Below are 26071 nucleotides of genomic sequence, written 5' to 3'. Positions count from 1 at the left end.
TTGAGTATGCAAGGCGGGTGGCATAAAATAGCGAATCTCATCATGGAGGTGGTACTAATTTAGGGGAAAGGTCAACCTCAAAAAGTCATCAAGTTTAAAGCAGTTATTAATTTATTTAAACGGCTTTTAAGTTGGGCTCCAATGAAAAAATATCTAATGAATAAAATTAATCAATTACCTGCTGGACCTACTGAGGAACAAAGGCAAAACTCAATTGTAAAAATCTATGCTGAAGTAACAAACACAGCAGGAAAAAAAATTGCTGCAGTCATGACTACGCCTAATGGCTATACGTTAACTACTTTATCTACTCTATTGATTATACAAAATATTTTATCTGGAAATGCGCCAATTGGTTTTCAAACTCCTTCCAGTGCATACACAGATGATTTAATCATGAAAATACCCGAAGTAACTCGAGTTATGGTTCAATAATTGTTAGTATTCACTTCATTTCAAACTGGAGAAAAATTTTTATAGCCCAACATTATTTGTAATTGAATAAATTTTATAATGTGTATAAGGAAATTAGATGACACTTGAAAAAAGGCTAGATGATTTAGAAGATGGAATTGAAGAGATGAAATCAATAAGTTTATGCATGGCTGAACAAACTGCACATATGCAAGCACTCATTGAGCAAATGGAAAAATGCCTCAATCAATATGAGCATATTATGGAGCCAGCACAACCAACAAAGATGAGTGATGTGGGGCTGGTTAATAAATTTGGTATCATGCGACAACAAAAACAAAATGAGCCTGGTGAGCATACGCTCAATGGTCCTCGTAGCCCTTAAAACTGAGCTGTAACTAGTTCCTAGAAGAAGTAAAAATTGATATTTATGAGACAGATTCATTGATTCTAAAATCAAGGAATTAATAAAAGATTAATGTTCTGATTCAGTGCAAAATGAATCACGCTAATTTGTATAATTTAATAGGATTATCGCGATGTTTTAGTGTGGCATTACCAACAAATTCAGCCTTAATTTCTGGTAGATTTTTAATGGCATCTTCAGAGATAAGCACGTTAGTGTTATAGGTTTTATTCAACTGTTCTATATGTGCAGCTGAATTAACAACATCGCCTATAATGGTATATTCCTGTCTTTTTTTTGTCCCAATTGTACCGGTTACCACATAGCCAAAATGCAGTCCTATTCCTAGTTTTAGATCAGGTATGTTGCCTTTTTTTACCTCCTCTTCAGAGTATTTAATAATCGCCAATGCTGCATTTACTGCGTTGGCTACATCATTGCTGCTGGAAATGGGTGCACCAAATACAGCCATAAAACCATCGCCTAAAAATTTATTAATAATGCCTTTATTCTCATGAATGATTTGAATCATAAATTTAAAAAGATTATTGAGATAACTAACAACAATTGAGGGTTTGTTTGCTTCGGTAAAATGAGTGAAATTACGTATGTCTAAAAACATAACGCAAACGGGTATGTATTCGCTTAAATTGCCGTCTTTTGATAATAATTTGGATACGACTTCGGGCGACACATGCTGCCCAAAAATATTTTCAATTCGATCACGTTCTTTTTGAGCTTCAAAGGCGGTAAAAAACTGCTTTTTAATTTGTGAGGTGACAAATCCTGTAATTATCCCTCCAATCAATAAAATTATTCCACGGGCAGCAAAGGAAAACCATGCAACGAGGTAGTAATCAATGCCTTCAATATCTGTATAATTTAGAATGTAATAGGCAAGTCCCCAATACTCAATGGCTGCAACTAATCCAGCAAATCGACATAACCATTCATTTAATGTCAGTGAAGTAAGAATAATAAAAATAAAATAGAGTAAAACAGGGGGCATTAAAAGAACATAAACAGGTGTTTGTACCGTTGCTGCAATAATGATCCCTACCGTTGGAATATTTATTTCAATAAAGCCACTTAAATAACGTAGAAAGATAGGCATATTCTTTTTATGGTCTATGTATAAACAAGTTACTTGGCGCATCAATAGAAAATAGAGCGCTACCCCACCTAAATAACTTGGCAAAATCAAGGCGGGTATTTTTGCTATCTGAAAAAAAACTTGAGGAGAGTGGACAATAAATATTATCCACATGAGGGACAATAGAGCAAAAACAATAGATAAAATTGTTGTTCTTAATCGTTCAGTTTTTAATATTTCTATTTCCAAAGGAGTTTGCGTCATTTACAATCATTCATTGGTCCATTTTCTTTTATTTTAGATTAAAATTAGAACAATACTTGTAGCAACGTCGTCGTTTTCACGAGCTCCATTCTATCGCACTGATACATACTTAGATTGATGCCAAATGTTTATCCTTTAGTCGCACGTAATGTTGAGCCGAATACTCTAACATTTCGAGCTCTTGATCCGTTAACTTTCTAACTGCTTTAGCAGGGTTACCCAGATATAAATAACCACTCTCCAATACTTTTCCTGGAGTGACTACAGAACCGGCAGCAACCATTACATGATGCTGAATATGTACTGCATCCAAAATTAATGCACCCATACCAATAAGGCAGAAGTCATCTACCGTACAGCCATGCAATACAGCACGATGTCCAATGGTAATGCCTTGGCCTAAAATTAATGGTTGCCCTCCCGAAGTGTAAGGGCCGTCATGGGTAATATGTAAAACAACGCCGTCTTGAATGCTACACGCATTGCCTACTTTAATTGAGTTCACATCACCACGTATTACTGCCATAGGCCAAACAGATACATCATCCCCCAGAAGTACATCGCCAATAACTACCGATTTTGGATCAATGAAAACTCTTTGGCCTATTGAAGGTGATTTACCTTGAAAACTGCGAATTGCGTCACTCATATTATTAAACCATAGTTACTAATTCTTCTGAGCTCGTAGGATGAATAGCGACCGTATTATCAAAATCTTTTTTACAAGCGCCCATCTTTATTGCAACACCAAAGCCTTGGAGCATTTCATCAGCGGCTAATCCAATAATGTGCAGACCAATAATTTTCTCTTCTTTCCCTAAGGTGACTAATTTCATCACTGTAGGTGTTTTTTCTTCTGCGAATGCATCAAACATAGGAGTAAAACGAGTTTGATAGATTTTAATCTGCTCTTTACCGTATTGCGCTATGGCTTCTTGTTCACTAAGCCCCACCGTTCCGATGGGAGGATGACTAAAGATCACGGTGCAAATATTGTCATAATTTAAGCATGCGTCAGGTTGTTTACCAAATAAACGATCAGCCAAACGTCGGCCTGCGGCAATTGCTACAGGAGTAAGTGCAGGTGCATTCGTTACATCACCTAATGCATAGATTCCCTGAGTACTCGTATTTTGAAATGCATCGACTAAGACCAAACCATGTTGATCCATTGCAACGTTTACTTTTTCTAGGTTTAATCCAGATGTTCTCGGTTTTCTTCCTACTGCGGCAATAATGACGTCTATATCCTGAATAATTGCACCACTAGCGGCACATACTATAGATTTTCTACCATCACTATGTAAATTGATTTCGTGTGCTTTATGGTTTTGATGGATATGGATACCTTGTTGTTGCATCATCTCCATTAACGTATTTCCCAAAACCTCATCAAACCGAGATAAAGGTCGTGTTCCTCTCATTAAAAGATGTGTTTCACTACCCAGGCTGTTTAATACCCCAGCTAGTTCTACCCCGATATATCCACTGCCAATAATGGCGACTTTTGCAGGTTGTTTGGTTAAAGCAAAAAAGCCGTCCGAATCAATTGCATGCTGAACGCCATGAATCCCTGGCTGTGACGGTTCACCACCAGTGGCGATGATGATATGCTGTGCCTGATAAACGGAGTCATTTACTTTGATTGAGTGCGCATCATGGAATGCTCCCATACCTTGAATTCGTGTGATATTAAATTGGGCAAACCGTTTGGCATAATTTTCCCTGAGCCGTTCTATATAGGCATTACGTCTATTAACTAGGCTATTCCAGTCAAGTTGAGTTGACGCCGAAGAAAAACCATATTCTGGTGCATGATGCATGATTTCACGAATCATGGATGCATTGAACATTATTTTTTTGGGAACACAGCCTAAATTAACGCAAGTGCCACCTAAATAGCTAGGTTCTACCACGGCTACTTTGGCGCCGTATTTTGCAGCTCGAACAGCACTGGCGATACCACCACTGCCTCCACCTAATACAATGAGATCAAATTGATTGTTTTTCATAGACATTTTTTGACAAATAAGTTTATATTATCAGGAACAGTCCAAGCAACCAACATAAAATTCTCAATAAAATGAAGTTTATCAAGGGGATGTTTTTTCCAGTTGTCCTTGCCTTTATTACTTATGTTCTAACAACTACAGTAGGTAATGAAAGTAAATTTAATCGTTCTAATTTGTATCGTTAAGTAGTACAACGCAGCGTGATTTCATATCTTTTAAATACTTTGTAATCGTTTATTTCGGCTTTCCTTCCTTGAGCATTGAGCAAGGATCAGGTTTAGGAGATTTAAGGTTGCAACTTAGACTTATCCTAGTTTTTTCCTGCAAAAGGATGGAGATCTTGGTCGATGATCTTTAATAAGGAGATTAATATGCCAGCATCTAGGATTAAGATTAGTCGTTTGGTTGTTTTGGGAGATAGCCTATCAGATAGAGGTACTTTTGATAAGCGTATGCTATTTGGTTTTATTCCTTTGGGAGATCTTTATGAAGTAGGTTTTGATGCACCTAGAGGACGCTTTACCAATGGATTTGTCTGGGGAGATTACTTTGTTACGGCAGTGATTGAACAATTCGAAATTGATCAAGTACGCAAAAAAATGAAACTTGCTCGCGATGCGCGAGGAAATGCAGATGTAGCCGATGCAATTTTGGCCAATGATCGCCATTTATTAAGAAAAAATGAGAAAGCATTTAGTCTAAATAATGACAAGCATATTTTATATAAAGGAGAGCGCTTTGCCCGATTTTATTGCGAAGCAGGCTTAACCTCATACGATTACAAAACAAAGTTTACCCCGAATCCTGAAAGCGAAGTAATCAGGCTGATCTTGGCCAATTTAGAAGAGAAACAAAAGTTACTCACTGCAGACGATAAAAAGTATCGCATTAGTGCTCAGGAAAAAGCAGAAACGTTAATTATTGAGTGGTCGGGTGCGAATGATTTACTTACGGTAAATTCGGAGCCTACTTTTCTTGAGGCAGATAATGCAGTCCATGCGCGTATCGCCAATCTTGAAGTTTTGATTCAACAAGGCTATCGAAATTTTGTTCTCGTGAATTTGCCTGATCTTTCTTTAACCCCAAAATATCAGGCTAAAAGTAAAACAGAACAAGATAATGCGGCTAAATGCTCGAAACATTTTAATGAGCAATTGGCAGCTAAAGTAAATCAAATTATTGAAAAATATAATGATTTAAATATTCCTTTGAATCTTTCAATTTTTGACGTCAGCATACCCTTTGCAGACATTTATTATCATTGTGACGAATATGGATTCGATAAAAAGAAATTAAAATCCGCATATATTGATTCTGAGGAATTTAAGGAAAATCAAAAAAATCCGGAGGATCAAGAAAAACATATTTCTCCGGCTGAGGACTACATGTTTTGGGATGTCATCCATCCGACTATGAAAGCACATTCTTGGTTAGCAGAGATATTTAAAGAAGCATACAATAAAATTTTTAAATTCACGCCTCCTCCTGAATCAGCAAAGAAACGCCGTAAGGAAGCAGAAGATGCGATACAGCAATATTCACCTTCTTCTTATGCCCATTTGCCTCCTGATTTAGTAAAAGTAATAAATGCAATTCATACCAATGCGTTGAGTATGGGGAATTCATTTAGTGCTTCCCGTCGTGAAAAAGGTGAGTTATTAAAGCAATTTATTTTTGATTTGAAATGCCAGCGTGGAAATTTGCAAGAGATTGATGCGTTTATAAAAGCATTTACGCAAGATACTGAAAATATGAAAATAATAAAAAAGCACAATAATCCAATATATGATTTTTTTGCGAGTAAAAAGACGACTCGTTCAGAGGATCATCTTGGTGAGCTCAGCAGGGTGGTTGCAGAAAATATTAACGTTCAGAAACAACTAAGCATCTGATTGAGAAAGAGATAGCCTCGTTGCCTGGCTGAGGCGAGTTTTCTATTATCCCAAGCGTAGAGGAATGAGCTCTCATCGAAACACTGCTACAGTATGGAGAGCTCCCACTACGCTTGGGATTGTATATGTCAGGTAATTCGTTGCCAAAAATGAACGATGTAGGCTAGGCTGTTAAGCCTAGTATCTCCTGAGTTAATTCGTATTCTCCAAAATTGCATTATGTAGCCAATTAACACGTATCTTCTCTATAGTGTTTCTAAGAAGGAATACTTTAGTGGCTTGCTGGGCTTGGCAGCCCAGCCTACGGTTATTTAGCTTTTTTTGCCAATAACACATACAGGGATGTGGAGTTGCTTTATTCTACGCTTACTTTAAATGTCACATCAACATTGCCACGAATTGCTTTAGAATAAGGACAAACTTCATGGGCTTTGGCTACTAATGCATCCGCATCTTTTTGGTTTAAGCCCATGATATGAGCATGCATCTCAACTCCAAGTTGAAATCCTTGTTCTGGAGTAGAATACAAAGAGACTTGTGAAAGAATGGAGATGTCTTGCAGAGAAATGTTCTGTAAACGAGCAACATGACGCATGGCACTCTCAAAACATGCAGAATAACCTGCGGCAAATAATTCTTCTGGATTTGTGCCGTCTCCTGGGCCACCAAGTTCTTTAGGTTTCGCCAGGTCCAGTCTTAATAAGCCGTCCGATGTTTCAATATGACCATCTCGACCACCGTGTGTCCGTGCTGTTGCTGTGTAAAGTGCTTTCATTTTTGGGTCCTTTAAATGATAACTGATACCAAAGTTAGAGTTGATTTATGAATTTGTCAATTAGGGTTGACTCTATATGTTGTATTGCATTGATGTATTGGCACATTAGGGCTTTTCACTCCATAAAACAGGCCCTTATCTAAATAATGACACACTTGTTTTGTATTTAACTGATTAAGGCATTGAGATAAAGTCTTGTGCTGACAATGCGGAAAAATGGCATTAGAGGCATTTATCGCTTGATATTGCTGAGCATCCCAGCTGTTTAAATGACTTGTGTAATACGTCGTAAAATTTGTAATGCTTAGGTTCTTATTCATATTAAATATTTTCATACCTGGGTAGTTATGATGGATACGACTTACGCTTGGGGTAGAGTAAGCATAGATATTAGTACCATTATTTAAGTTAATTTTCCTAAGTTCATCCATATGGGTATGTGAGGTAAGCAGGGTAATTTCCCCATATGATTTTTTGTTGTTATTTAATATTTTTATAAACTCGTCTAGGTACGGTTTATGCCATATGGGTTGCCCCCGATACGAATTTCCAGGAGGTTCATGCATCGCAATTAATAGTTGTTTGCCATGATGCTTTTTTAATTGTTCATTTAGCCATGAAAGCTGGATTAAGGCATCGTGTTCTTGATTGGGATATTTTTCAAGTATGGGGGTTTTTGTCCATTGAGTCGCGTTTAGGGCAATTAAGATAATTTTTTTATTTCCAGGTATTACATAACTGGAATAATATCCATCGTGATTCATGTGACTGTCATCGATAATTAATTCTTTACAATGAGCACAGGCCCCATTCCAACCTGCAGCAAAATTTAACGGAGAAGTGCCATTCGTTTCAAAGGGTTGATAATTACCCTGCAATGAATCATTGTTTCCTGTAATGTAAAAAATAGGTTTCAGATCCTTATCGTGTTTATATAAGTCATCAAACACTGTTTTTTCAAATTCACCTTTTTTAGTGGTGTTAAATAAAGAGTGGGTGGGTAAATCGCCTAGGCAAAGAATAAAATCTACTTTTTTACTTAATTTCTCATATTCCTGCATGGCAACATCGAGGAATTCAGGGCCGGTGTCTTCTCCATCACGTGATAAGTTACTACTGCCGTAATGTATGTCACTAATTGTTAAAAAACTAGGTGCTGCATGTAGGGAATGAAGAAAACAAAAAATCAATAAAACAATTTTAAAAAGTGAATTCAATTGCATCTCCGTGATGATTATATTTACGCAGCCTCGTGAATGCTCCAAGTTCTTTGTGCCTGATTGGCTGTGTCTGAAGCTTCTACCCAGAGTAGTGTAGGGCTACCTAGAGGATTAACTGATAGCGTCTTAGACGTTAACATGACTGCAAAAGGATATTTCTTGACGACGGACTGTAACGTTGACCATACTTTTCCAGGATCAGTCTGGTTATCGCTTATAATAAGCTCATTACCCCTATAGATGACATTGACCGCTTGGCCGCGAAGCGCGGTGCGTATGGCTGACTCTAATCGTCGCCACTTCGCTTGATGTGCTTTTTGTCGTTCAGCCTGAGTTGGATTCAATTGAAAGTTAATACGTTGATGTGGTGAAAAAACTCGACTCAAGCGATTGCTTCCCGGGCTTTTTTGCAAAAAATAAGTGCACAGCGCATCCAATACGGGACGGCCAGGACCTGATGCTTTGCCGGGTTGTCGGTTGACATACATTGCAAATGCTAATGTATGGCCATTGGCAGTATATAAATACCCGGAAAGGCTATTTATTCCTGTCATAGTACCTGTTTTAGCGCGTACAAATCCTTGCTGTGTTGGAATGCGAAATCTTTTTTGCAATGTTCCATCTCGTCCTGATATTGGTAATGCTGCGATGTATTCATAAGATAATGGAAAACGTTGATATAAGAATTTTAACAATGATATGGTTTGCTCTGGGGTGACTAAACTATATCTTGATAAGCCTGAACCATCAGTAAAAATGGCATTACTAAAATCAATTCCTGTTTGTGACTGCAAAAAATTCTTAATTAGAGGTTGTGCACTTCGCCAATTGACTGGTACTCCGTTATTGAGCTTTTCTGCAGCATGCAAATATAAGCTGTCTGCATAGAGGTTATCTGAAGGCTTTAACGTATCCGCCATCAATTGCGATACTTGTTTGGAGTGTTGGGTTGCAATTAATAAAGAACCCTCAGGAGTTTTACCTAATTGGACCTCGCCAGTGAGTTGGATATTTGCTTTTGCTAATTGGCTTTTAATCATGCCTTGTGCATACATTAAAGGATTTTTTATCGCCATTCGTTGTTGCACCGCCCACTGCCCAACACCAACGCAACCACGAACGGTTAAGTGATTTTCTTGATCTAAACTAAAACCTACACCACAGCCCTTAGCATCCGCTTTAGTTGTTGCCTGGTTATTTAAGGCGATGGCGCCACCTCCATCATCTACCTCTACAATCGCTGGATCTCCAGCTTGAGCGCCAGGATTTACCGTTACAGTCAAGCGATTGGAATCTACCATCACTGGAGCGTTGGGTGCACCGTAACTGTACGATAGATCTGTTGTGAGCCAGCCTGGCGGATAGGGATCTACATTAGCGAGGTTGCTGTCAATGTATACATTTCCCTGAATGGTATTGATATTCCACTTGTGCAATGAAGAAAGAAGAGTGTTTAAATCATCGCGATTAAAAGATGGGTCGCCACTAAGTCGTACATAAACGTTTCCCTGCAGCACTCCTTGTTGTATTTTACCTGCACTCATACTTAATTGGTTTTTAAAGCGGTAATCGGGACCAAGTACCATTAAGGCTGCTGCTTCAGAAAAAATTTTCAGGTTACTTGCGGGGATATATAACCGTTCTGCATTACGACGATATAGCGTTTGACCTGAGGTTAGGTCAAGGACGACTATTCCAAGATTAACATTAGGATTAACGCGTTTTATTAATTGATCGACTTCACCTTGGATACTGATGCTATGTGATATTGTGGATAAGGCCAATAAAAACACGCCAGTCAAGGTTCTTTTCATCGATGTCGTTCCTTTTGCTGTACCATATTTTGTAAACACCGGACTATTCATATCTTAAGCCTAAACGTTCCAAAAGTCCCGCAAGAGTATCATTATCAAAAAATTTTACTTGCAGCCATCCACCTTGCTCATTGTCGTTTATTATGTGCACAGGTGCACCTACTTGTTCTGATAATACGGTTTGTAAGCGCTCAATGTCGCGATCTTTTTTCGCATTTTTTGGGAGGGGCTCTTTATTTTTTTGCGTTTTAACAGCATGTTCCAACTGCCTTACTGACCATTGTTGTTCTATCGTTTTTGTGGCTAAATATTCCTGCTGGGCCGGATTTAATCCGACGAGAACTCGTGCATGACCAAAAGATAAGCTTTTATCCCGAATTAGGTCTTTTATTTGTCCACTCAAATTTAGTAATCGAATAATATTGGCAATATGGCTACGTGATTTTCCTACTAAAGTGGCGATTTCATCTTGATGATAATGAAACTCATCAAGCAAACGCCGATAAGCGCTTGCCTCTTCAATCAAATTTAAATCTTCTCGTTGAATATTTTCAATTAAGGTGAGTGCACAAGCCTGTTTGTCAGTATAGTTTCCAATGAGGCAAGGTACTGTTTGCAATCCTGCCATTTTTGCCGCACGCCATCGTCTTTCTCCCGCGATAATTTCATAGCGTTGTTTTGCTATGGTTCTGACGATTAAAGGCTCGATTAAACCTTGAGATATAATCGATTGGGCGAGCTCTTTTAAGGCAGTGTCATTAAAATCCTGTCTGGGTTGATACTGTCCTGCTTGAATGTTTTCTATAGGTATCTGATGAAATTCAACGTGCATTGAAAACAAGTACTGGATGGGATTGATGAGAATTGTTTCATATTTTGCTGGGAATGGAAATAGATTTGTAACCTACGATAATCCTGGAAAAAGCAGTTGCGTTCTACTGCACAAGCTAATGACACTGAATCTATGGTTTTTAGCATCCTTAGTTTGCTCGTTACGGACACAACCGCTTTTTCTAGGATAATGATGAGCGTGCTAATTCCATTGTGCTGTCAAGTACCTTTTCAGAAGATGTTTTTACACCTAGAGCTTCTTTAGCTAAATTTATTATTTTGGAGAAAAAGGAAAGTGCCCAGCCTCCATCAATAGTATGACCTCTAATGGCACTAATATTTTTGGCTTGATCCTTCTTGTCGGTACTAAAGGGAGAGCAATCAGGTTTGACCATTTCACTTCTATCCATAGGTTGAGTAAGCTGACTAATAAAGCTATTTTCATCTGTAAAACTTTTCAGGGCTGCTTCTGCTTGTGTTTCATCTAAGGTATCAATATGTTTATTAATATGCTCCTGTAAATTTCCTGATACAGGTATATATTTTTGATCTGCAGTAGAGAATGGTGCTATAGCATTAAAAAGCTCTTGATATACCGCGTCAATTACATCTTTTCTCCGTTTTATTCTCTCGCAGTCACTGTTATCAATTAATGGCACGTCATGATAGAAATTTAGATCTAATGTACTGCGATAAGCATTATCAACTTTGCTCTTTTCACAGAGTAAGTCTGCTGCAATTTTTTTCAAAGCATCTTTCTTAGTAACTACTGGCATCTTCACACTCCCCAGGGGTGGATTAAAAGTTAAGAGAGTCAAATGAAGTATATGAAAAAAAAACAGATTGATCAAATTTGGAACAAATAAAGGGCGGGCGCAGTATTACTCCTAGTGTTTGGACTGCTGCCCATGTATTACTGAGTTTAGATTAAAATAACCCATATACTATGGCTGAAATAGCGATGATGCCTATTGCTGCCGTAAATACATTACTTACTTTATGTGACTGATATTTTTTCATTGCTGGAATTTTAGCAATAGCATACATAGGCATGATAAATAACAAAACAGCTATGACAGGTCCACCTAAAGTTTCTATCATTTTTAAGATATTGGGATTTATGGTCGCTACGATCCAACATGTGAGTATCATAAAAATTTCAATAATTCGTTGGAGCTTACATTGGCTTATTGTGTTTCCTGTTGGTTTTAATATGTTCACAATAATGCTGCTCAGACCCTCTTTAGCACCTAAATAATGGCCTAAAAATGATTTGGAAATTGCAATAAAAGCAATAACAGGCGCAATGCAGGCAATGAGTGGCGTTTTAAAATGATTGGCTAGATAAGACAAGATAGAAATGTTTTGCAGTTTCGCCTGTAAAAGGTCTTGTGGTGAAAGACTAAAAACACAGCTAAATACAAAAAACATGACTGAAAAGACCATGAGTAAATGGCTATAGCGCATAATGGAGGTGCTGCTTCTATCTGCCTCGCTACCATGTCGTTCTTTTTGATTGACTGCAAATGAGGAAATAATCGGCGAGTGATTAAAGGAAAATACCATAACTGGAATGACTAACCACAGCGTCATCAAGAGACCATGCCCGCCATTAGCATGTAATGAATTGCTTTGCTGTAAAATGGCGTTGTTCCAGTTGGGAATTAAATAGAGTGATAAGAATAATAATATTGTTGCAAAAGGATAAACCATTACGGACATCGACTTGACAATTATTTCCTGTCCAAAGCGGACTATAGACATGAGTGCAAGGATGAGTATTATGGCTAAAAGTGCTCGGGGGGGCGCGGACACACCCAACTGATTTACCAGAAAACTTTCAGTGGTATTGGTAATTGCTACGCTGTACATTAATAAGATGGGATAAATTGCAAAAAAATATAAACCCGTCAGTATTCTTCCTGCAAAGGTACCAAAATGTTCTTCGACAACACCGGTAATGTCATTTTGGCTCGAAGATCCTGATAAAACAAAACGGCATAAAGCACGATGAGAAAAATGGGTCATGGGGAAGGCAAGTATCGCCATTATAATTAAAGGCCAGATTCCATTTAATCCGGCATCAATGGGGAGAAATAGCGTTCCAGCACCTACAGCAGTACCGTAAAGACTTAACATCCAGACGGTATCATCTTTTGTCCAAGAATACTTTTTATTTACTGCAAGAGACGGAAGTATTGCTGTAGATTCTTTTGATGACATGAAAAATATCCTTTCCATTATATAATACCGTGCACAATGTGCAATATTAACACTGTGAAGCTAATATTTCAACAGAATCTACATGTGCTAGTAGAGGTTCTTGACTAATTTATTTAGTTTGCCGCAGCTAATACTCCAGTTTTGTTCCATAAAGTCTATCACCTGCATCACCTAAACCAGGAATAATGTAGCCTTTTTCATTGAGCTGTTGGTCTATTGATGCTGTGAAAATAGGGATCTCAGGATGTTCTTCATGAAACGCCGCTATTCCTTCAGGTGAGGCGAGTAGACAGAGGAATTTAATGGATTTAGGACTTATGGCTTTAATTTCTTTAACTGCGGCAATGGCTGAATTTCCAGTAGCTAGCATTGGATCAACCACAATAACATCTCGATCGCGAGTATGTTCTGGAAGTTTAATGTAGTATTCAACGGCCTCAAGAGTTTTGGGGTCGCGATACAAGCCAATATGACCAATTCTTGCTGTCGGTACAAGTTGCAACATGCCATCGACTAAACCATTACCGGCACGCAAAATCGAAACAAAAACCATTTTTTTACCTTTTAAAACAGGTGATTGCATGAAGGCTAAAGGTGTTTCGATCTCTTCATATTCCATTTCTAAATCACGAGTAATTTCATAAGCAAGCAGCATGCTGATTTCATGCATCAATGTACGAAATTTTACGGTGCTGGTGTCCTTTCGACGCATAATCGTTAATTTATGTTGAATTAACGGATGTTTCACTACTACAACTTGTTGATCACTCATTTTAACTCCAAACTGCGATTTTATGTAAATTTTGCTCTTAATTTAAAAAACAGTACCATCACTAATAATCTGGATAGGTGGGGTACCTTGGGGGCGTTTTTGTTTTGCAATGCGCCGTCCTGCTTCCCAGGTGCCGCCCTGCAAAATTTTCGCCAAAGGTAACTCTATAGCATTTTTTTGCAGTTTTTTTCTGATTAAATCGGCCAATTCATCCAATAGAGCAATGGTTAATGCACGCCATTCTACAATGAGTTCTGAATCCGGGGAGATAGCTTGTTCCAGAACTTTTTTATTTTTAATGTGCAGTAAGCCACAATCGATGAGTAAGCCACCATTCCGATACTCTGGTAAACCAGTGAGTTCCTCTAGATGGGTCACTTTAATTCCTGCTTGTTCTAAAGGTTCAATCAATGAATAAGTGAGCCACTGGGATAATTTATGAAACGGGACATATTCAGATCCTGGCTTATCGGTTTTTAGTGCATTATATTGCCACACATCTCCAAGAGTAATTCCATGAAATAAAAGTCTGGCTGGCCATATATTATTAAATGCCTGAAGCACTTCATGAAAAACTTGTGAAGCAGCAAGCTTGTTATTGGTTGCTAAGGAGCTGATATAGGCATAAAAGTTACCTAAACGGCGTTCTTTTCCAAAATGATGTTCATCATGTTGCATTAAAGCTCCGAGTCGATTCAGCAGAGCAACTCGTCCGGAAAGACCTTCTAAAGGGTTGTTGGTAGTTACTTGAAATCCAAGGCGAAGATCATCTTCATTAAAAGTTAATAAACGCTCTGCATCTACTCTGAGCGGCTCAGTCGGTAAGGCACTGAACATGCCTGCTTGATAAAGAGATAAGCTTGCTAGAGCAAGGCCTTCTGAGCGGGAATATTCTACTCCTGTATCTGACTCCTGATAGCGCCAGTATTGGCCAGCACCGGCATCGAGAAAGACACTGATGATAACAAGTTCATAAAGAATTTTGCCACGCTCATCAACGGACAAGCCACTCAACTCTTCCAGCATTTTTTCTATCCGCTTAATACCCCCAGCTTCAAAGTGACGCCAGCGGCTATGATACGGAATATTAAGATTTGGATAGTTTTCTTGAATGACGTTAATAACAAAAGAGGCTGTGCCAGTCATCTTTTCCGGCTCTAAGGAAAAATATGCTGATTTATCGTGTTTGACTCGCTCCAAAATAGCTTGGGCGCGCAAGCGTATGGTGCGGAGATCGTTTAACGTTGTTAATACTTGGGCAATTTCTTGTTGTTCATTACTCATTAAGATCGCGTCCTTTAGTTTTTGCTAACTCATTGATATCGACAATGCGATCGGGTGAGTAATAGCCTGCTGCACGCTTGGCGTTCATTTCAACTTGAGCATCTGGAGGAACAAGTTCATCAGGAATGGTTACTCGCTCTACAACCTGAATTCCTGATTTGAGTAATGCATCATACTTCATATTGGACATTGAAACAAAACGATGAATTTTGGTAATACCAAGCCAATGCAAGACATCCGACATGAGTTCTTGGAAGCGCATGTCTTGAACTCCTGCCACACACTCCGTTCGTTCAAAGTATTTCGCAGCAGTATCCCCACCTTGTTGTCTTTTGCGAGCGTTGTAGACTAGAAATTTAGTGACCTCACCCAGAGCTCTGCCTTCTTTACGATTATAAACAATCAAACCAGCACCACCTTTCTGAGCTGACTCGATAGATAATTCAATTCCATGCGCTAAATAGGGGCGACACGTACAAATATCAGAACCAAACACATCAGAGCCATTACATTCATCATGTATCCGACAAGTCAATTCAACTTTGGGATCGTGAATGGTGGTTACATCACCAAAAAAATAAGCAGTTAATCCGCCTATTGGGGGCAAAAAAACATCGAGATCAGAACGTGTGACCAGCTCAGGGAACATCCCCGCAGTTTGTTCAAATAGGGTGCGACGTAAAAGTGATTCTGAAATTTTAAAGCGTTCAGCAATTCCAGGCAAATACCAAACGGGCTCCAGTGCCGCTTTAGTTACTGCAACATCACCTGACTCTTTTAATATTTTTCCATCCGGAATAAGGCGGCCTTTTTGGATGGCTGTTTGCAATTCAGGAATATTAATATGTGCTTTAGTCACTGCAATTGTTGGTCGAATATCATATCCTGCGTGAATTTCTTCAGCGAATGTATCCGCTACCAGATGTCCCCAAGGATCAAGTGAAACAATTTTCTGAGGATCACTCCATTGAGGGTGAGGTCCTATCATTACCGGTGGGGTGGTATCCGTAAGATCAGGAACATGCTCGGGATCCAATACTCCGGCAGCAACAGCAAGAGCACGATAAACTGAATATGAGCCTGAGTGTGTGCCAACGGCATTACGATTTTTAATATTAGTAAGGGATGCGATGACTGGACCACGTTCTTTAGGATTTTCTGCCCCCCATTTAATTTTTAATGGAGCCGCAGTATGTCCGGATGGATGTGACGACAGGACAATATGTCCCTTGGATTTTTTTTTTGATTCATCTTGTACCATAGTACCACCTTTTAAAAGATGACAACGTAATCAATTTATCATAACAGAAGAAATTAATTGGTAGAAAGTACTATTTTTCCTTTATAGACATGAATCCTAAGTCATTGTACTAAGGAGGTATTCTCGCTATTATGATTCATTTTTTATTCGTTATTTAGGATAACGAGATACGCTTAATGAAGAAGTTATAACCTCCTGGGTTCCATGGTGCTGCACCAGGCACTAATTATTAATTTAAAAAGCACGAATGTTTACAGAGGAAATGACATTATGACTACTTTGATTATTTGCTTGTTCATTGCAATATTATTCCCTTATCTTCTGAAGATGGTTGTTGCTTATTTTATGCAAAAAGAAGGCCGATACGACAATCATTATCCCAGAGCGCAACAGGCAAGATTACAGGGTATGGGGGCACGGGCTGTTGCTGCACATCAAAATAGTTTTGAATCGTTGCTTGTTTTTGCTACTGCAGCTTTAACCGCGATGACTACCAAGCATCTTGGTATCACAATCCAAATTTTGGCGATGATTTATATCGTTTCCCGAGTTATTTATTACTATTGTTATTTAATGGATATGGCTTCATTAAGATCAACCGCGTGGTTTGTTGGTTATGTTTGCTGTTTGATTATATTAGGGCTCTGTATGATATGAATAGGGCATGAGTTTTATAGGGAAGGGGCTGTTAATAAGAAGTTAAGGGTTTTTTGATGCACAAAAAAAATGATGTTCAGCAAGTTTCGCTTCAACCTGTATTGGTTTTTGTTGTTTTAATGCTCATGATATTGATGCAGATGACTACGGATCAGTATATCCCTTCATTGCCTGCTATTACCAGGATTTTTAATAGTAGTGAAGCATCTATTCAATTAACGTTATCACTTTTCATGTTGGGCTTAAGTATTTCCCATGTATTTTATGGTCCTTTATCCGATAAAATTGGCCGCAAACCGCCACTTATGTTTGGTGTCGGTTTGAGTATTTTAGGTAGCTTAATCTGTTTTCTTGCTCCTTCAGTTTTGGTATTGATCATTGGCCGTTTTATTCAAGGATTTGGTATTGGATGTTGTGGTTCAGTGGGACGCTCCTTAGTTCGTGATCTCTTTACTGATAGAATGTTATCTAAGATCGGATCTTATGTGGGTATTGTGAGTGTATTTATTATGGTCGCCTCGCCAGTTTTAGGCGGATACATTCAAGAACATTTTGGATGGCGTGTTAATTTTTTATTCTTATTAGTATTTGGCATTGTTATATGGATTTTAGCGCTGTTAGCGCTGCCAGAAACCAATAAAAACCTGAATCCCGATGCAACTAAATTTAAAGTAATGCGTGAGAACTATTTTACTTTATTAAAATCTAAAGTCTTTCTTGGTTATGCTTTGTGTGCATGCCTTGCGTCCGCAGGTTTAATTGGTTATCTCGCAATTGCGCCTTTCCTTTTTCAGGATGTGTTAGGACTTAGTCCTATAGAGTTTGGTCAATTAACTATATTTATTGCTGCTGCTATCTGTGTGAGTGGGATAGTTAATAGCCAATTAGTGATGAGTAAAGGGGTATCCTATATGGTATGTATTGGCATTGTATTCATGATTATTGGTGGTTTTACCATGCTGCTTCTTGCTATTTTAGGATTTCAGAATGTACTGTCTATCATGATTCCAGTGTCCTTGTTTAGCATGGGTGTGGGGTTTACTTTTATCAATGCTTTTGCTGGTGCTTTTCATCCATTTCCCCACATGGCAGGTACAGTAGGGGCTTTATATGCCTGTATGCAAGATTTAAGTGCTGCCATATCTAGCGGCATAATCGCACTGGGTCAATGGTATGGCCAACTCTCTTTAGCTATAATTTTGCTTATTTTGGGGCTATGTGCTTTTGCTTCATGGTATTATTTGGCTTCGAAAGATAATGAACAGGTGTTGTATGAAAATCATTGATAGTGAATTAAAACAAATTATATCCAAGTTATCTGGTGCAAAAGCAGAGGAAATTCATGATGATACGGTTCTGATTGAAGACTTGCATTTGGACTCTTTGAAAATCGTTGAGTTACTGGCCATTCTAAGTGAAGAATATAATCTAACAGTGACTGAAGAAGATGCAATGAATTTTCATACTTATAAGGATTTGTTTGATTTTACTCAGGCGTAGCCAGTAAGTGTTGGAAATCGTTTTCTCATTGATGAGCTTTGTTCGGCTTGAAGTAGGTAGGGCCACTGCCCAACCTACTTTTATCTATGTAGCGTCTAGGGATTCAGCGTTGAATTTAAGATGCTTTCATTATTCTGTTGTTTTATAAAATATGAAACCAACATGCAAACAAGCAGTATACCTATGGTGACTCCGCCAAATAATGTAAGGTTTGGGCTCGCGTATGTTGATTGGGGTTTTAATTTTTCTGCTGATAATTTACCAATTTTATACCACTCATGTTCCGCATCGAATAATTTAGAGTCTGGTTCAACTTTTTGATAACGTTTGAGTAACTTGCTCCATTGTTCCCGGTGTTTTTTTTCATAGACGCCAGCATTTACTTTATCGAGCAGTGTATCGCCTTTTTGAGCGTCGGATTGCTGCATAAACTCAGTGCATTTTTTATGTAACTCACGGATTGGTTGAGCGAATTCTTCTTTATTATAGCGGGTGGTCGCATTACGTCTTAATATTGGGAGAGCATGTCCTAGGCTCTTAGCATCTAATTCTATCTCTGGATTTTCAGCAATTTTTACAGCGAGGTCCAAAATGTAAAAAGCAATGGCCACACTATCATATTCGGTTTGTTTCTGTGTTTCTGTTACGGGTTTTGATGCAGAGGAATACTCAATATGTGCTGAGTCGGCGATTTCTTTTAATTGTCCGATTTGCTCATTTACTCGTGCCATCAATGGTGTATGAATATTGTTTTCATCAAGAAGCCAACCTGCATATCCCCTGAGATGTTCTTGTTCAAGATAAAATTTGACTTGCTCAAAAATAGAGGAGAAGAGTTCTGGAGAAACAACATTGTGTTCCATTTTAGCTAGAAGTTGCTCAGCAAATCCTAATAGCTCATTTACTTCTTGAAAAACAAGTTGCCCATTGAGACGAGCATCGGGGCCTATACCTATTTTGGGTAAGGCAACGTATTTTTTAATTTGAATATCAATCAATTGACATAAAAACTCGAATAATTGTTTTTGACTCTTCATTTTTTATCTCTCCATAATTTCGGCAGTAGGTTATCTGATGACGTTACTTGATGCAATGAAATCATGCCTAAGATCTTATGTTTTGATTTGCTTATTCAGCTCGCCTTTCCATCAAGAGATATATACTATAAGAAATGAGACGATTTCGTAGGTCCACCATGGAAACAAATCGTGGCTTAACAGTGACAACATGGTCATTGCAGGTTGTAGAAAGTATTAATCATTTTCATCAACAAATTTTAGGCTCAGGGAAAGAACCCCACTTTATTTTAGATGCTGTTAAAAATAATCCTGATAATTTGCTTCTCCAAGTCTATACAGCTGCTTTTTATCTTTATGGTCAGACTGATGCAACAACTGCTTTGGCAAAAGAGCATTTAATCCATGCTGAAAAATTATTGCCTACAGCAAATTTAAGAGAACAATTAACTTATCAAGCAGTTAAAGCGTGGATGCAGTTAGACTATGCGAGTGCTTTAACCATTTTAGCTGCTTTAACCGCTTTGTATCCTCGCGATACTTTGGCAGCAAAGTTCGCTGAATGGTTATTTTATTGTTCAGGGCAAGCGTACAATAGTCATCAATATTTGGCATTTTGTGAACGAATTGCCACACATAATCAGGATGAATCGCATTTTATAGCCATGCATTCTTTTGCGGCTGAGTTGTCAGGTCATGTAACAGACGCCCAACGTTTGGCAGAACACGCCCTTACCATTGACCCCATTACACCGTGGGCTCATCATGCTTTGGCGCACACCTACCTGAATACTCATCATATTGCCAATGGAGTTGTGGCTTTAGAGTCTTTTCGGGGGAGTTGGGACGAGATTTCATCGCTTTTGCGTGGACACAACAGCTGGCATTTAGCTTTATTTTATCTTGCATTACGGCAAGTTGATAAAGTGATGGAGCTATATTCTGTAATTTTTGGCATTTCTCCGGAAATTGTAACCGAACAAATCGATGCGATTTCATTATTATGGCGTTTGGATATGGCAGGACTGCCGCAGCTGGAGCGGTTTAATGAGCTTGCACCTTATTTGCAGGAAAATCCATCGATGCATTACACCGGTTTTAATACGGTGCATTACATCTATTGTCTTGCTCGTTTAGGCCAGGAGGATGCAGTGCAAAAATCCCTCGCATCGATTGAGGCTTACGCTAAAACACTACCGAGCGGATATTATCAATCGCTTTGGTTTTCGGTAATCTTGCCCTTGAGTAAAGGAATACATGCTTTTGTACACAATGAGTTCCAAACAGCATGTGATTTGATGGCACCTTGTATCTCAAGACGCACTGAAATCGGTGGCAGTGATGCGCAATCAGAAATCATCGCCCAAACCTATCTTATTTGTTTAATACAAAGTAAAAATTTGCATGCAGCACAAGAGTTTTTTAATTTTCATTTAGCGCATTATAAAGATACGCCTTTGGCTGAATTTTGGTTTAGTTCAACATTTCATTTCTAATACAGTCATCCTTCTGTGATGTTTGGGATGACGGGCTCCCCGTACTTAAATAACTTCCAGAAGCGCACAAGCTGCAATACCGCCTCCACCTGCAGCGACTAATAACACTTTATCATTTGCTTTAATATCTGCATGTTCGCGCAGGTAATCCAAGGCAATGCCGACACTGGAGCCGGAGGTATTGCCTGTTTCCTCCACAGTTTTGACAATGCGCTCTTCAGGAAAACCCAATTGTTTGGCAACTGATAACACTAAATTTTTATTTCCTTGATGAGGTACTAGCCATTGGATGTCCGCAGTGCTCAGGTTTAATGCCTTGAGAAATTCTTCGGCACCATCCACCATGCCATGTACTGCTTTGACAAATAATGCGGTACTTTCCTTGATGGTAATGTAAAAGAGTTCGGGATCTGTACACTGTCTGGCAGGCAGCCGTGAGCCACCTGCAGGAGTGGAAACTGTATCGCTGACCTCTCCATCTGCAAATAATGCCGAAGCGATAAAACGAAATTCTGCATGCTCTTTATCGGTGGACACAACACAAGCAGCTGCGCCATCACCAAAGAGAACGCTGGTGGCAAAATTATTTTTATTTAAAAATTTGGAGCGAATTTCACTGGCTATTAATAAGATGGAGCCCATACTTGCCTGAGCAATCGCCGCACTTGTATGTAAACCGACTACAAAGCCCGCGCAGGCTGCTCCTATGTCAAAAGCACCGGTATTTTGTAATCCGAGACGGTATTGCACCAGAGGGCTAGTTGGTGGCGCGAGATAGTCTCCTGAAATTGTAGCTAAGATAATTTGGTTAATCTTATTTTTTTCTGTGGGTTTCTCTGCGAATAGTTTTTCTGCAGCAAGTACCGCCAAATCACTACATGCTTGATCTTCATTGGCCCAACGTCTGTTGCGAATTCCGGTCGAGAAACTGACCAGTGTTGGACTTTGGGTACTATTCATCCAATCGAGAACCTCTTGATTACCCATAATCTTTTCGGGTAATGCAGTGAACGGACCTTTGAGGTATATATTTTTTTCAGCGTATAATAAGTTCATGATGATAATAGTCCTTCTGAACGCATCAGAGGTAATCCGCCGCTTACTGTAATTACGGAGCCTGTCATAAATGAGGTTCTGGATAATAAGGGATCCATCGCTTCTGCGACTTGTGCAGTTTCTCCCATCATGCCCTGAGGAATAATGTGCGCCATTTTTTCTTGATAAGCAGGTTTTTTCCAGAATTGCTCTGTTCTTGATGTTTTAATCAAACCAACACGGACTATATTCGATAAAATATTGTTGGCGCTGTAATCAACGGCTAAATTTAAAAACAATCCCTCTAATGCCGCTTTGGTAGCGCAATAAGCACCATAACGACTAGTGCCTGTAATTGCCGAAAGGCTGGAAATCAGAATCAATCGGCCAAATTTATGGGCCAAAAAAGCAGGCAATAACTGATGAATCAACCAAATATTGCCATGTAAGTTATCATCAATATAAGCACGTAATGCAGGATAGGGTAGCGCGTGTAATTTACGAAGTTGGCTTACACGCGTAAACGCGTTCAGCACAACCCCATCTAAAGGTTCTTGCAGCAGCTCGTGTAGCTCTTCTTTACTGGCTTCTGGATTGGCAAAATTGTATACCAAACCGCGTACTTGCATGTTGTGCTGTTGATAGTGTTCCAAGGTTCTATCCAGGCTTTCTTTAGTGGAACAAGTTATGATAATGCGGTCGCCTAATTGCAGTCGTCGTTTGGCTATAGCCTGGGCAATATCGGAAGAACCTCCCGTAAGCAAAAGATTCATTTTGCCCCCAATTCAATTAAATGCTTTTCAATGCTGCTTATCGATTCATAATGTTCTTTGACTAAAGGCATAACCGGGATCTTAATTTTAAACTCACGTTCTAATTCGATAATAAGTAGCGCTAACATTAAGCTATCTAGGCCACCTTGTTCCAAGGTGGCCGATGTATCTTGGGGTAGATGGGGAAGCCCAATCTTGACTAAGGTATTGTGAATGCGTTCAGTGAGCATGGATTTTATCCTTCTGACTTAAAAGTAGGGTTTTTCTATCCAGTTTCCCATGTTGATTACGCGGTAATTTTTCTAATAATTGCACGCTAATTGGAAGTTTTCTGGGTAGAAGATGTTGTTTTAATTGTTCGACAAGCATGTGTTCAGAAATATTGGGGCTAAAACTACTCTGCTCCAGACAGACAAGTAAGCGGATCCCATACAGTTCATCGTTTAAAGGTAAGACAATCACCTCTTTAATTCCTTTAAGTTGGCAAATTTTATGCTCTATCTCAATTAAATTGATTTTTTCACCGCCTATATTCACCATGTGATCCACGCGTCCTTTAATTGCTAATAAACCTGAGGGCAATTGCTCCGCTAGATCTCCAGTAAAAAACCATTCATCCTGTATTCGGGTTTGTTGTTCTTCCCCCAAATATCCCAGCATCAGTTGGCTGCCTTTGATAAGCAATTCATTGTTTTCTGACAAACGCACCTGCCAATCACCAATTGGATAGCCAGCATACTCCTCGAGAAATAAAGGATCGGTACTCGAATAAGTGAGTACGCGAGGAGAGGCCTCTGTTAAACCGTAATTATTGTAAATGATCGCTTTGGAAAAGGTATGAATTAAGCTTTCACGTAATGAAACACTCAACGGTGCTCCTGCAGAGACAACTGCTTTTATTTTTGCTGCACTTTCTGGGAACAATGCAGCCATTTTGTGAATTGCCACCCAATGCGAGGGCACACCACTCCACATTTGCGGTACCTTACCACCTTCTAATAAGACTTTGATGTCAGTAAATTGTTGGAGCAGCTGCGTTTTTATGCCTGCGATTAGTCCCGGAAGTAATTGACCTAGCAAGCCAAAAGAATACGATAAAGGCAAAAATAATAATTGATCCTTTATCTTGGAAAATTCAAGCGCCTTCACAACAGCTTTGCAATTGGCGGTGATATTTTTTAGAGAAAGTTGTACCGCCTTCATTTGTCCTGTGCTTCCAGAGGTAAAGAGTACCAAAGCTAACTGAGGGTGAGGTTTCATATCGTTGTTTTCATGGAATTCTAGAAGTTCTCCATGCTCATTCACGGTCATATTCGTGCTTAAAATAGCCCGTTTTTCCCATGTCAATTCTTGATGGGCAAAAAGTGCTACAGGTTTTCCGATAGTTAAAGCAGCTAATAATTGAATTACAAACAGGGGTTGGGGTGTGGCTTCTAAGACTAAAATACCCGGGGGCAATTTGTTTAACTGCACAGTCATCTTGTAGATCGCCGCTTCTAATTCAGCAAAACTTAAATGGTGTTCCTCAACACTTAGTGCAATTCGATTGTGTGCATCTTGAGCCAAAAATTGCATGATCTTAACCCTCAACCTTATTCAATCGCCAAGTAGCGATTATAGGCAGTGTACTATCCAATAAGTGTTTTCTACAGAAATTTCGACGAATTTTACCACTGGTTGTATGCGGCATGGATTTGAGCGGAATAAGCACAATGTGATGAATTTCGAGTTGATGAGTCTGGTAAACCAGTTCAAAAATAGTATTGCACAAAGTGTCTTGTTCCTCAGAACTAAGCAAACGATTTTTTACTTCGCACATGACAGTTAGCTCGTATTCATGTTCTGTTTGTATCACAAAAGCAGCACATTTGCCTAAAGATGCATGCACTGGCGCATGTAAAATAGAGTATTCTATATCTTGTGGGTAATGATTTTTCCCATAGAGGATAATCAAATCTTTGATGCGGCCCGTCACATAGAGTTCTTCTTCATGTACAAATCCTAAATCGCCTGTTCTTAAATACAATTGATTACTTGGGTCATCTTGAATTGTACCTTGGAATGCATGCTGTGTTTCTTCATCTTGTTGCCAATAACCTTGGGCAACACTGGCACTTTGTACCCAAATTTCACCTATTTGATCATTCTCACAGAGGGTGCGTGTTTCTGCATCAACAATTTTTACTGTTTGTATGAACTGACCGCAACTGACCAGAGTATGGCTCAGTGGACTTCCTTCTTCAGCAAAGCGGACGCGATGATCCTGATATTGCTCCTTAGTTAAAGTAAGGGTGCGATAGGAGGCATTTGGAGTATTACCTGTCACTAATAAAGTCGCTTCAGCCAAACCATAACAAGGATAGAAGGCCTCTTTGCGAAACCCATAATCTTTAAAAGCATGATAAAAATGTTCTAATGTTTCTTTTCTAATGGGTTCTGCTCCATTGGATGCAATATTCCAGCAGCTTAAATCCAAACCCTGCTTTTTTTCTTCCTTGATGCGTTTCACACAATAATCGTAAGCGAAATTAGGGCTACCGCTGATGGTTACTCTATATTTACTAATGTTTTGTAACCAGGAAAGTGGATTTTGTAGAAAAGAAAAAGAAGACATCAGGTATGTTGGAACGCCAGCATAAATAGGCGTCAAAATATAACCTATTAAGCCCATATCATGATGAGGTGGGAGCCAACTGAATGATATACTTTCTTCATTTAACTGAAATGCATGCGATATTTTGTGAATATTATCCAGCAAGTTGCCGTGAGTGATGATAACCCCTTTAGGGTGCATTGTTGACCCTGAGGTGTACTGTAGAAAAGCAACGTCATGTGCACGAATAAGAGGAGGTTGCCACAGAGAACTCATATGTAATTCTATGGTATCTATGGCCAAACATGGAACTGAATCCAAATGCGGTTGTCCCTGTATATTCAGCGTGGCGAATTTGAGCAAATGATCTGCCGTCATTAAGGCATATACCGGTTTTGCATTCTGAATAATGCGATGTGCCTTATCTAATAATTTTGCTTGGGCAGGAGGATAAATGGGTACTGCGATACAACCTGCATAAAGACAACCGAAGAAAGCTTGAATCAGGGGAAAACCTGGGGAAAATAATAATAAGATCCGGTCTCCAGGTTGTACCCCCTGTGCTTGTAAGTGCGCAGCAATAGCTCTTGCTCGCGCATCCAATTCAGCATAAGTCATTTTTTCTTCTAAATGTCTATTTACAAAAGTACAGCTTATTTGTTCTGGAGTACGCTGCGCTCTGTGTTGAACCGCATCGACAAGGGAGACGCAGTTAAAAATCTCTTTATTCATCACAGAAA

The 26071-nt window shown here is 39.0% G+C and carries 25 protein-coding genes; 7 read left to right on the top strand and 18 right to left on the bottom strand.

The features are described from left to right. The first annotated feature begins 156 nt into the window (after positions 1-156). Both BGO44_RS13860 and BGO44_RS13855 read left to right on the top strand, forming a co-directional pair. On the top strand, positions 157-435 hold the full coding sequence (locus tag BGO44_RS13860) for a saccharopine dehydrogenase family protein (RefSeq protein WP_273197480.1): 279 nt from the start codon (positions 157-159) through the stop codon (positions 433-435). A gap of 97 nt (positions 436-532) precedes the next feature. Continuing rightward, complete coding sequence (locus BGO44_RS13855) at positions 533-799, top strand: hypothetical protein (RefSeq protein WP_058509302.1); 267 nt, start codon at positions 533-535, stop codon at positions 797-799. 118 nt (positions 800-917) lie between these two features. Here BGO44_RS13855 and BGO44_RS13850 read toward each other — a convergent pair whose 3' ends face one another. The 3 genes from BGO44_RS13850 to gorA all read right to left on the bottom strand — a co-directional run bounded on the left by BGO44_RS13850 (position 918) and on the right by gorA (position 4189). Further along, on the bottom strand, positions 918-2177 hold the full coding sequence (locus BGO44_RS13850; RefSeq protein ID WP_058509303.1) for an adenylate/guanylate cyclase domain-containing protein: 1260 nt from the start codon (positions 2175-2177) through the stop codon (positions 918-920). Between the two features lie 109 nt (positions 2178-2286). After that, positions 2287-2826: a gamma carbonic anhydrase family protein gene (locus BGO44_RS13845; RefSeq protein ID WP_058509304.1), complete on the bottom strand. Its 540-nt coding sequence runs from the start codon at positions 2824-2826 to the stop codon at positions 2287-2289. Positions 2827-2830: 4 nt separating this feature from the next. Next, positions 2831-4189, bottom strand: coding sequence for a glutathione-disulfide reductase (gene gorA / locus BGO44_RS13840; protein ID WP_273197477.1), 1359 nt, complete (start codon positions 4187-4189; stop codon positions 2831-2833). Between the two features lie 371 nt (positions 4190-4560). On the opposite strand from gorA, the gene BGO44_RS13835 reads away from it, so the two are divergent. Continuing rightward, entirely contained in the window at positions 4561-6081 is a 1521-nt protein-coding gene (locus BGO44_RS13835) for an SGNH/GDSL hydrolase family protein (RefSeq protein ID WP_273197475.1), read from the top strand. A 355-nt stretch (positions 6082-6436) separates the two neighbouring features. On the opposite strand, the gene BGO44_RS13830 is transcribed toward BGO44_RS13835, so the two are convergent. The 9 genes from BGO44_RS13830 to BGO44_RS13790 all read right to left on the bottom strand — a co-directional run bounded on the left by BGO44_RS13830 (position 6437) and on the right by BGO44_RS13790 (position 16261). Continuing rightward, the gene (locus BGO44_RS13830) at positions 6437-6856 is read right to left on the bottom strand and encodes an organic hydroperoxide resistance protein (protein WP_273197473.1); all 420 of its coding nucleotides are present in this window, start codon (positions 6854-6856) and stop codon (positions 6437-6439) included. A 56-nt stretch (positions 6857-6912) separates the two neighbouring features. Beyond that, a complete protein-coding gene (locus tag BGO44_RS13825) occupies positions 6913-8073 on the bottom strand; it encodes a metallophosphoesterase (protein WP_273197472.1) in 1161 nt (386 codons plus the stop codon). A 23-nt stretch (positions 8074-8096) separates the two neighbouring features. Further along, positions 8097-9890, bottom strand: a complete 1794-nt coding sequence (dacB, locus tag BGO44_RS13820) for a D-alanyl-D-alanine carboxypeptidase/D-alanyl-D-alanine endopeptidase (RefSeq protein WP_273197470.1) — start codon at positions 9888-9890, stop codon at positions 8097-8099. 43 nt (positions 9891-9933) lie between these two features. Then, on the bottom strand, positions 9934-10722 hold the full coding sequence (locus tag BGO44_RS13815) for a ParB/RepB/Spo0J family partition protein (RefSeq protein ID WP_273197468.1): 789 nt from the start codon (positions 10720-10722) through the stop codon (positions 9934-9936). Between the two features lie 181 nt (positions 10723-10903). Next, positions 10904-11497, bottom strand: coding sequence for a hypothetical protein (locus BGO44_RS13810; protein WP_058509308.1), 594 nt, complete (start codon positions 11495-11497; stop codon positions 10904-10906). A gap of 151 nt (positions 11498-11648) precedes the next feature. After that, complete coding sequence (locus BGO44_RS13805; protein WP_273197467.1) at positions 11649-12944, bottom strand: serine/threonine transporter; 1296 nt, start codon at positions 12942-12944, stop codon at positions 11649-11651. Between the two features lie 127 nt (positions 12945-13071). Next, positions 13072-13716, bottom strand: coding sequence for a uracil phosphoribosyltransferase (upp, locus tag BGO44_RS13800; protein ID WP_058509310.1), 645 nt, complete (start codon positions 13714-13716; stop codon positions 13072-13074). Between the two features lie 42 nt (positions 13717-13758). Then, entirely contained in the window at positions 13759-15000 is a 1242-nt protein-coding gene (locus tag BGO44_RS13795; protein WP_273197466.1) for a URC4/urg3 family protein, read from the bottom strand. Continuing rightward, the gene (locus BGO44_RS13790) at positions 14993-16261 is read right to left on the bottom strand and encodes a GTP cyclohydrolase II (RefSeq protein WP_058509312.1); all 1269 of its coding nucleotides are present in this window, start codon (positions 16259-16261) and stop codon (positions 14993-14995) included. Before BGO44_RS13790 ends, BGO44_RS13795 begins: the two co-directional genes overlap by 8 nt. Before the next feature lie 270 nt (positions 16262-16531). Here BGO44_RS13790 and BGO44_RS13785 point away from each other — a divergent pair, with 270 nt between their 5' ends. Genes BGO44_RS13785 through BGO44_RS13775 form a run of 3 tightly spaced genes read left to right on the top strand, consistent with a single transcriptional unit; the run spans position 16532 to position 18418 of the window. Continuing rightward, positions 16532-16918 carry an MAPEG family protein gene (locus BGO44_RS13785; RefSeq protein WP_273197465.1) on the top strand — a complete coding sequence of 129 codons (387 nt, stop codon included), beginning with the start codon at positions 16532-16534 and terminating at the stop codon, positions 16916-16918. A 56-nt stretch (positions 16919-16974) separates the two neighbouring features. Then, entirely contained in the window at positions 16975-18204 is a 1230-nt protein-coding gene (locus BGO44_RS13780) for a multidrug effflux MFS transporter (RefSeq protein WP_273197463.1), read from the top strand. Then, positions 18191-18418 carry an acyl carrier protein gene (locus tag BGO44_RS13775; RefSeq protein ID WP_058509314.1) on the top strand — a complete coding sequence of 76 codons (228 nt, stop codon included), beginning with the start codon at positions 18191-18193 and terminating at the stop codon, positions 18416-18418. The genes BGO44_RS13780 and BGO44_RS13775 overlap by 14 nt, the downstream gene beginning before the upstream one ends. 95 nt (positions 18419-18513) lie before the next feature. Here BGO44_RS13775 and BGO44_RS13770 read toward each other — a convergent pair whose 3' ends face one another. Continuing rightward, on the bottom strand, positions 18514-19455 hold the full coding sequence (locus tag BGO44_RS13770) for a hypothetical protein (protein WP_273197460.1): 942 nt from the start codon (positions 19453-19455) through the stop codon (positions 18514-18516). Positions 19456-19613: 158 nt separating this feature from the next. Here BGO44_RS13770 and BGO44_RS13765 point away from each other — a divergent pair, with 158 nt between their 5' ends. Further along, positions 19614-20930, top strand: coding sequence for a tetratricopeptide repeat protein (locus BGO44_RS13765; protein WP_273197457.1), 1317 nt, complete (start codon positions 19614-19616; stop codon positions 20928-20930). 45 nt (positions 20931-20975) lie between these two features. Here the strand turns inward: BGO44_RS13765 and BGO44_RS13760 are convergent, their stop codons facing one another. Genes BGO44_RS13760 through BGO44_RS13740 form a run of 5 tightly spaced genes read right to left on the bottom strand, consistent with a single transcriptional unit; the run spans position 20976 to position 26063 of the window. Then, positions 20976-21986, bottom strand: a complete 1011-nt coding sequence (locus BGO44_RS13760) for a 3-oxoacyl-ACP synthase III family protein (RefSeq protein ID WP_273197454.1) — start codon at positions 21984-21986, stop codon at positions 20976-20978. After that, positions 21983-22738 (bottom strand): SDR family NAD(P)-dependent oxidoreductase, encoded by a 756-nt coding sequence (locus BGO44_RS13755; protein WP_058509318.1) that lies wholly within the window; start codon positions 22736-22738, stop codon positions 21983-21985. Before BGO44_RS13755 ends, BGO44_RS13760 begins: the two co-directional genes overlap by 4 nt. Then, positions 22735-22968 carry an acyl carrier protein gene (locus BGO44_RS13750; protein ID WP_058509319.1) on the bottom strand — a complete coding sequence of 78 codons (234 nt, stop codon included), beginning with the start codon at positions 22966-22968 and terminating at the stop codon, positions 22735-22737. The genes BGO44_RS13755 and BGO44_RS13750 overlap by 4 nt, the downstream gene beginning before the upstream one ends. Then, a complete protein-coding gene (locus BGO44_RS13745; protein WP_273197449.1) occupies positions 22958-24313 on the bottom strand; it encodes a class I adenylate-forming enzyme family protein in 1356 nt (451 codons plus the stop codon). The genes BGO44_RS13750 and BGO44_RS13745 overlap by 11 nt, the downstream gene beginning before the upstream one ends. 4 nt (positions 24314-24317) lie before the next feature. Beyond that, entirely contained in the window at positions 24318-26063 is a 1746-nt protein-coding gene (locus tag BGO44_RS13740) for a fatty acyl-AMP ligase (RefSeq protein WP_273197446.1), read from the bottom strand. Positions 26064-26071 lie beyond the last annotated feature (8 nt).

It is taken from the genome of Legionella sp. 39-23 (assembly GCF_001897665.1).
GTDB lineage: Bacteria > Pseudomonadota > Gammaproteobacteria > Legionellales > Legionellaceae > Legionella > Legionella steelei.
The sequence above is the reverse complement of the archived record's forward strand: the minus strand, read 5'-3'. Positions and strand labels throughout refer to the sequence as shown.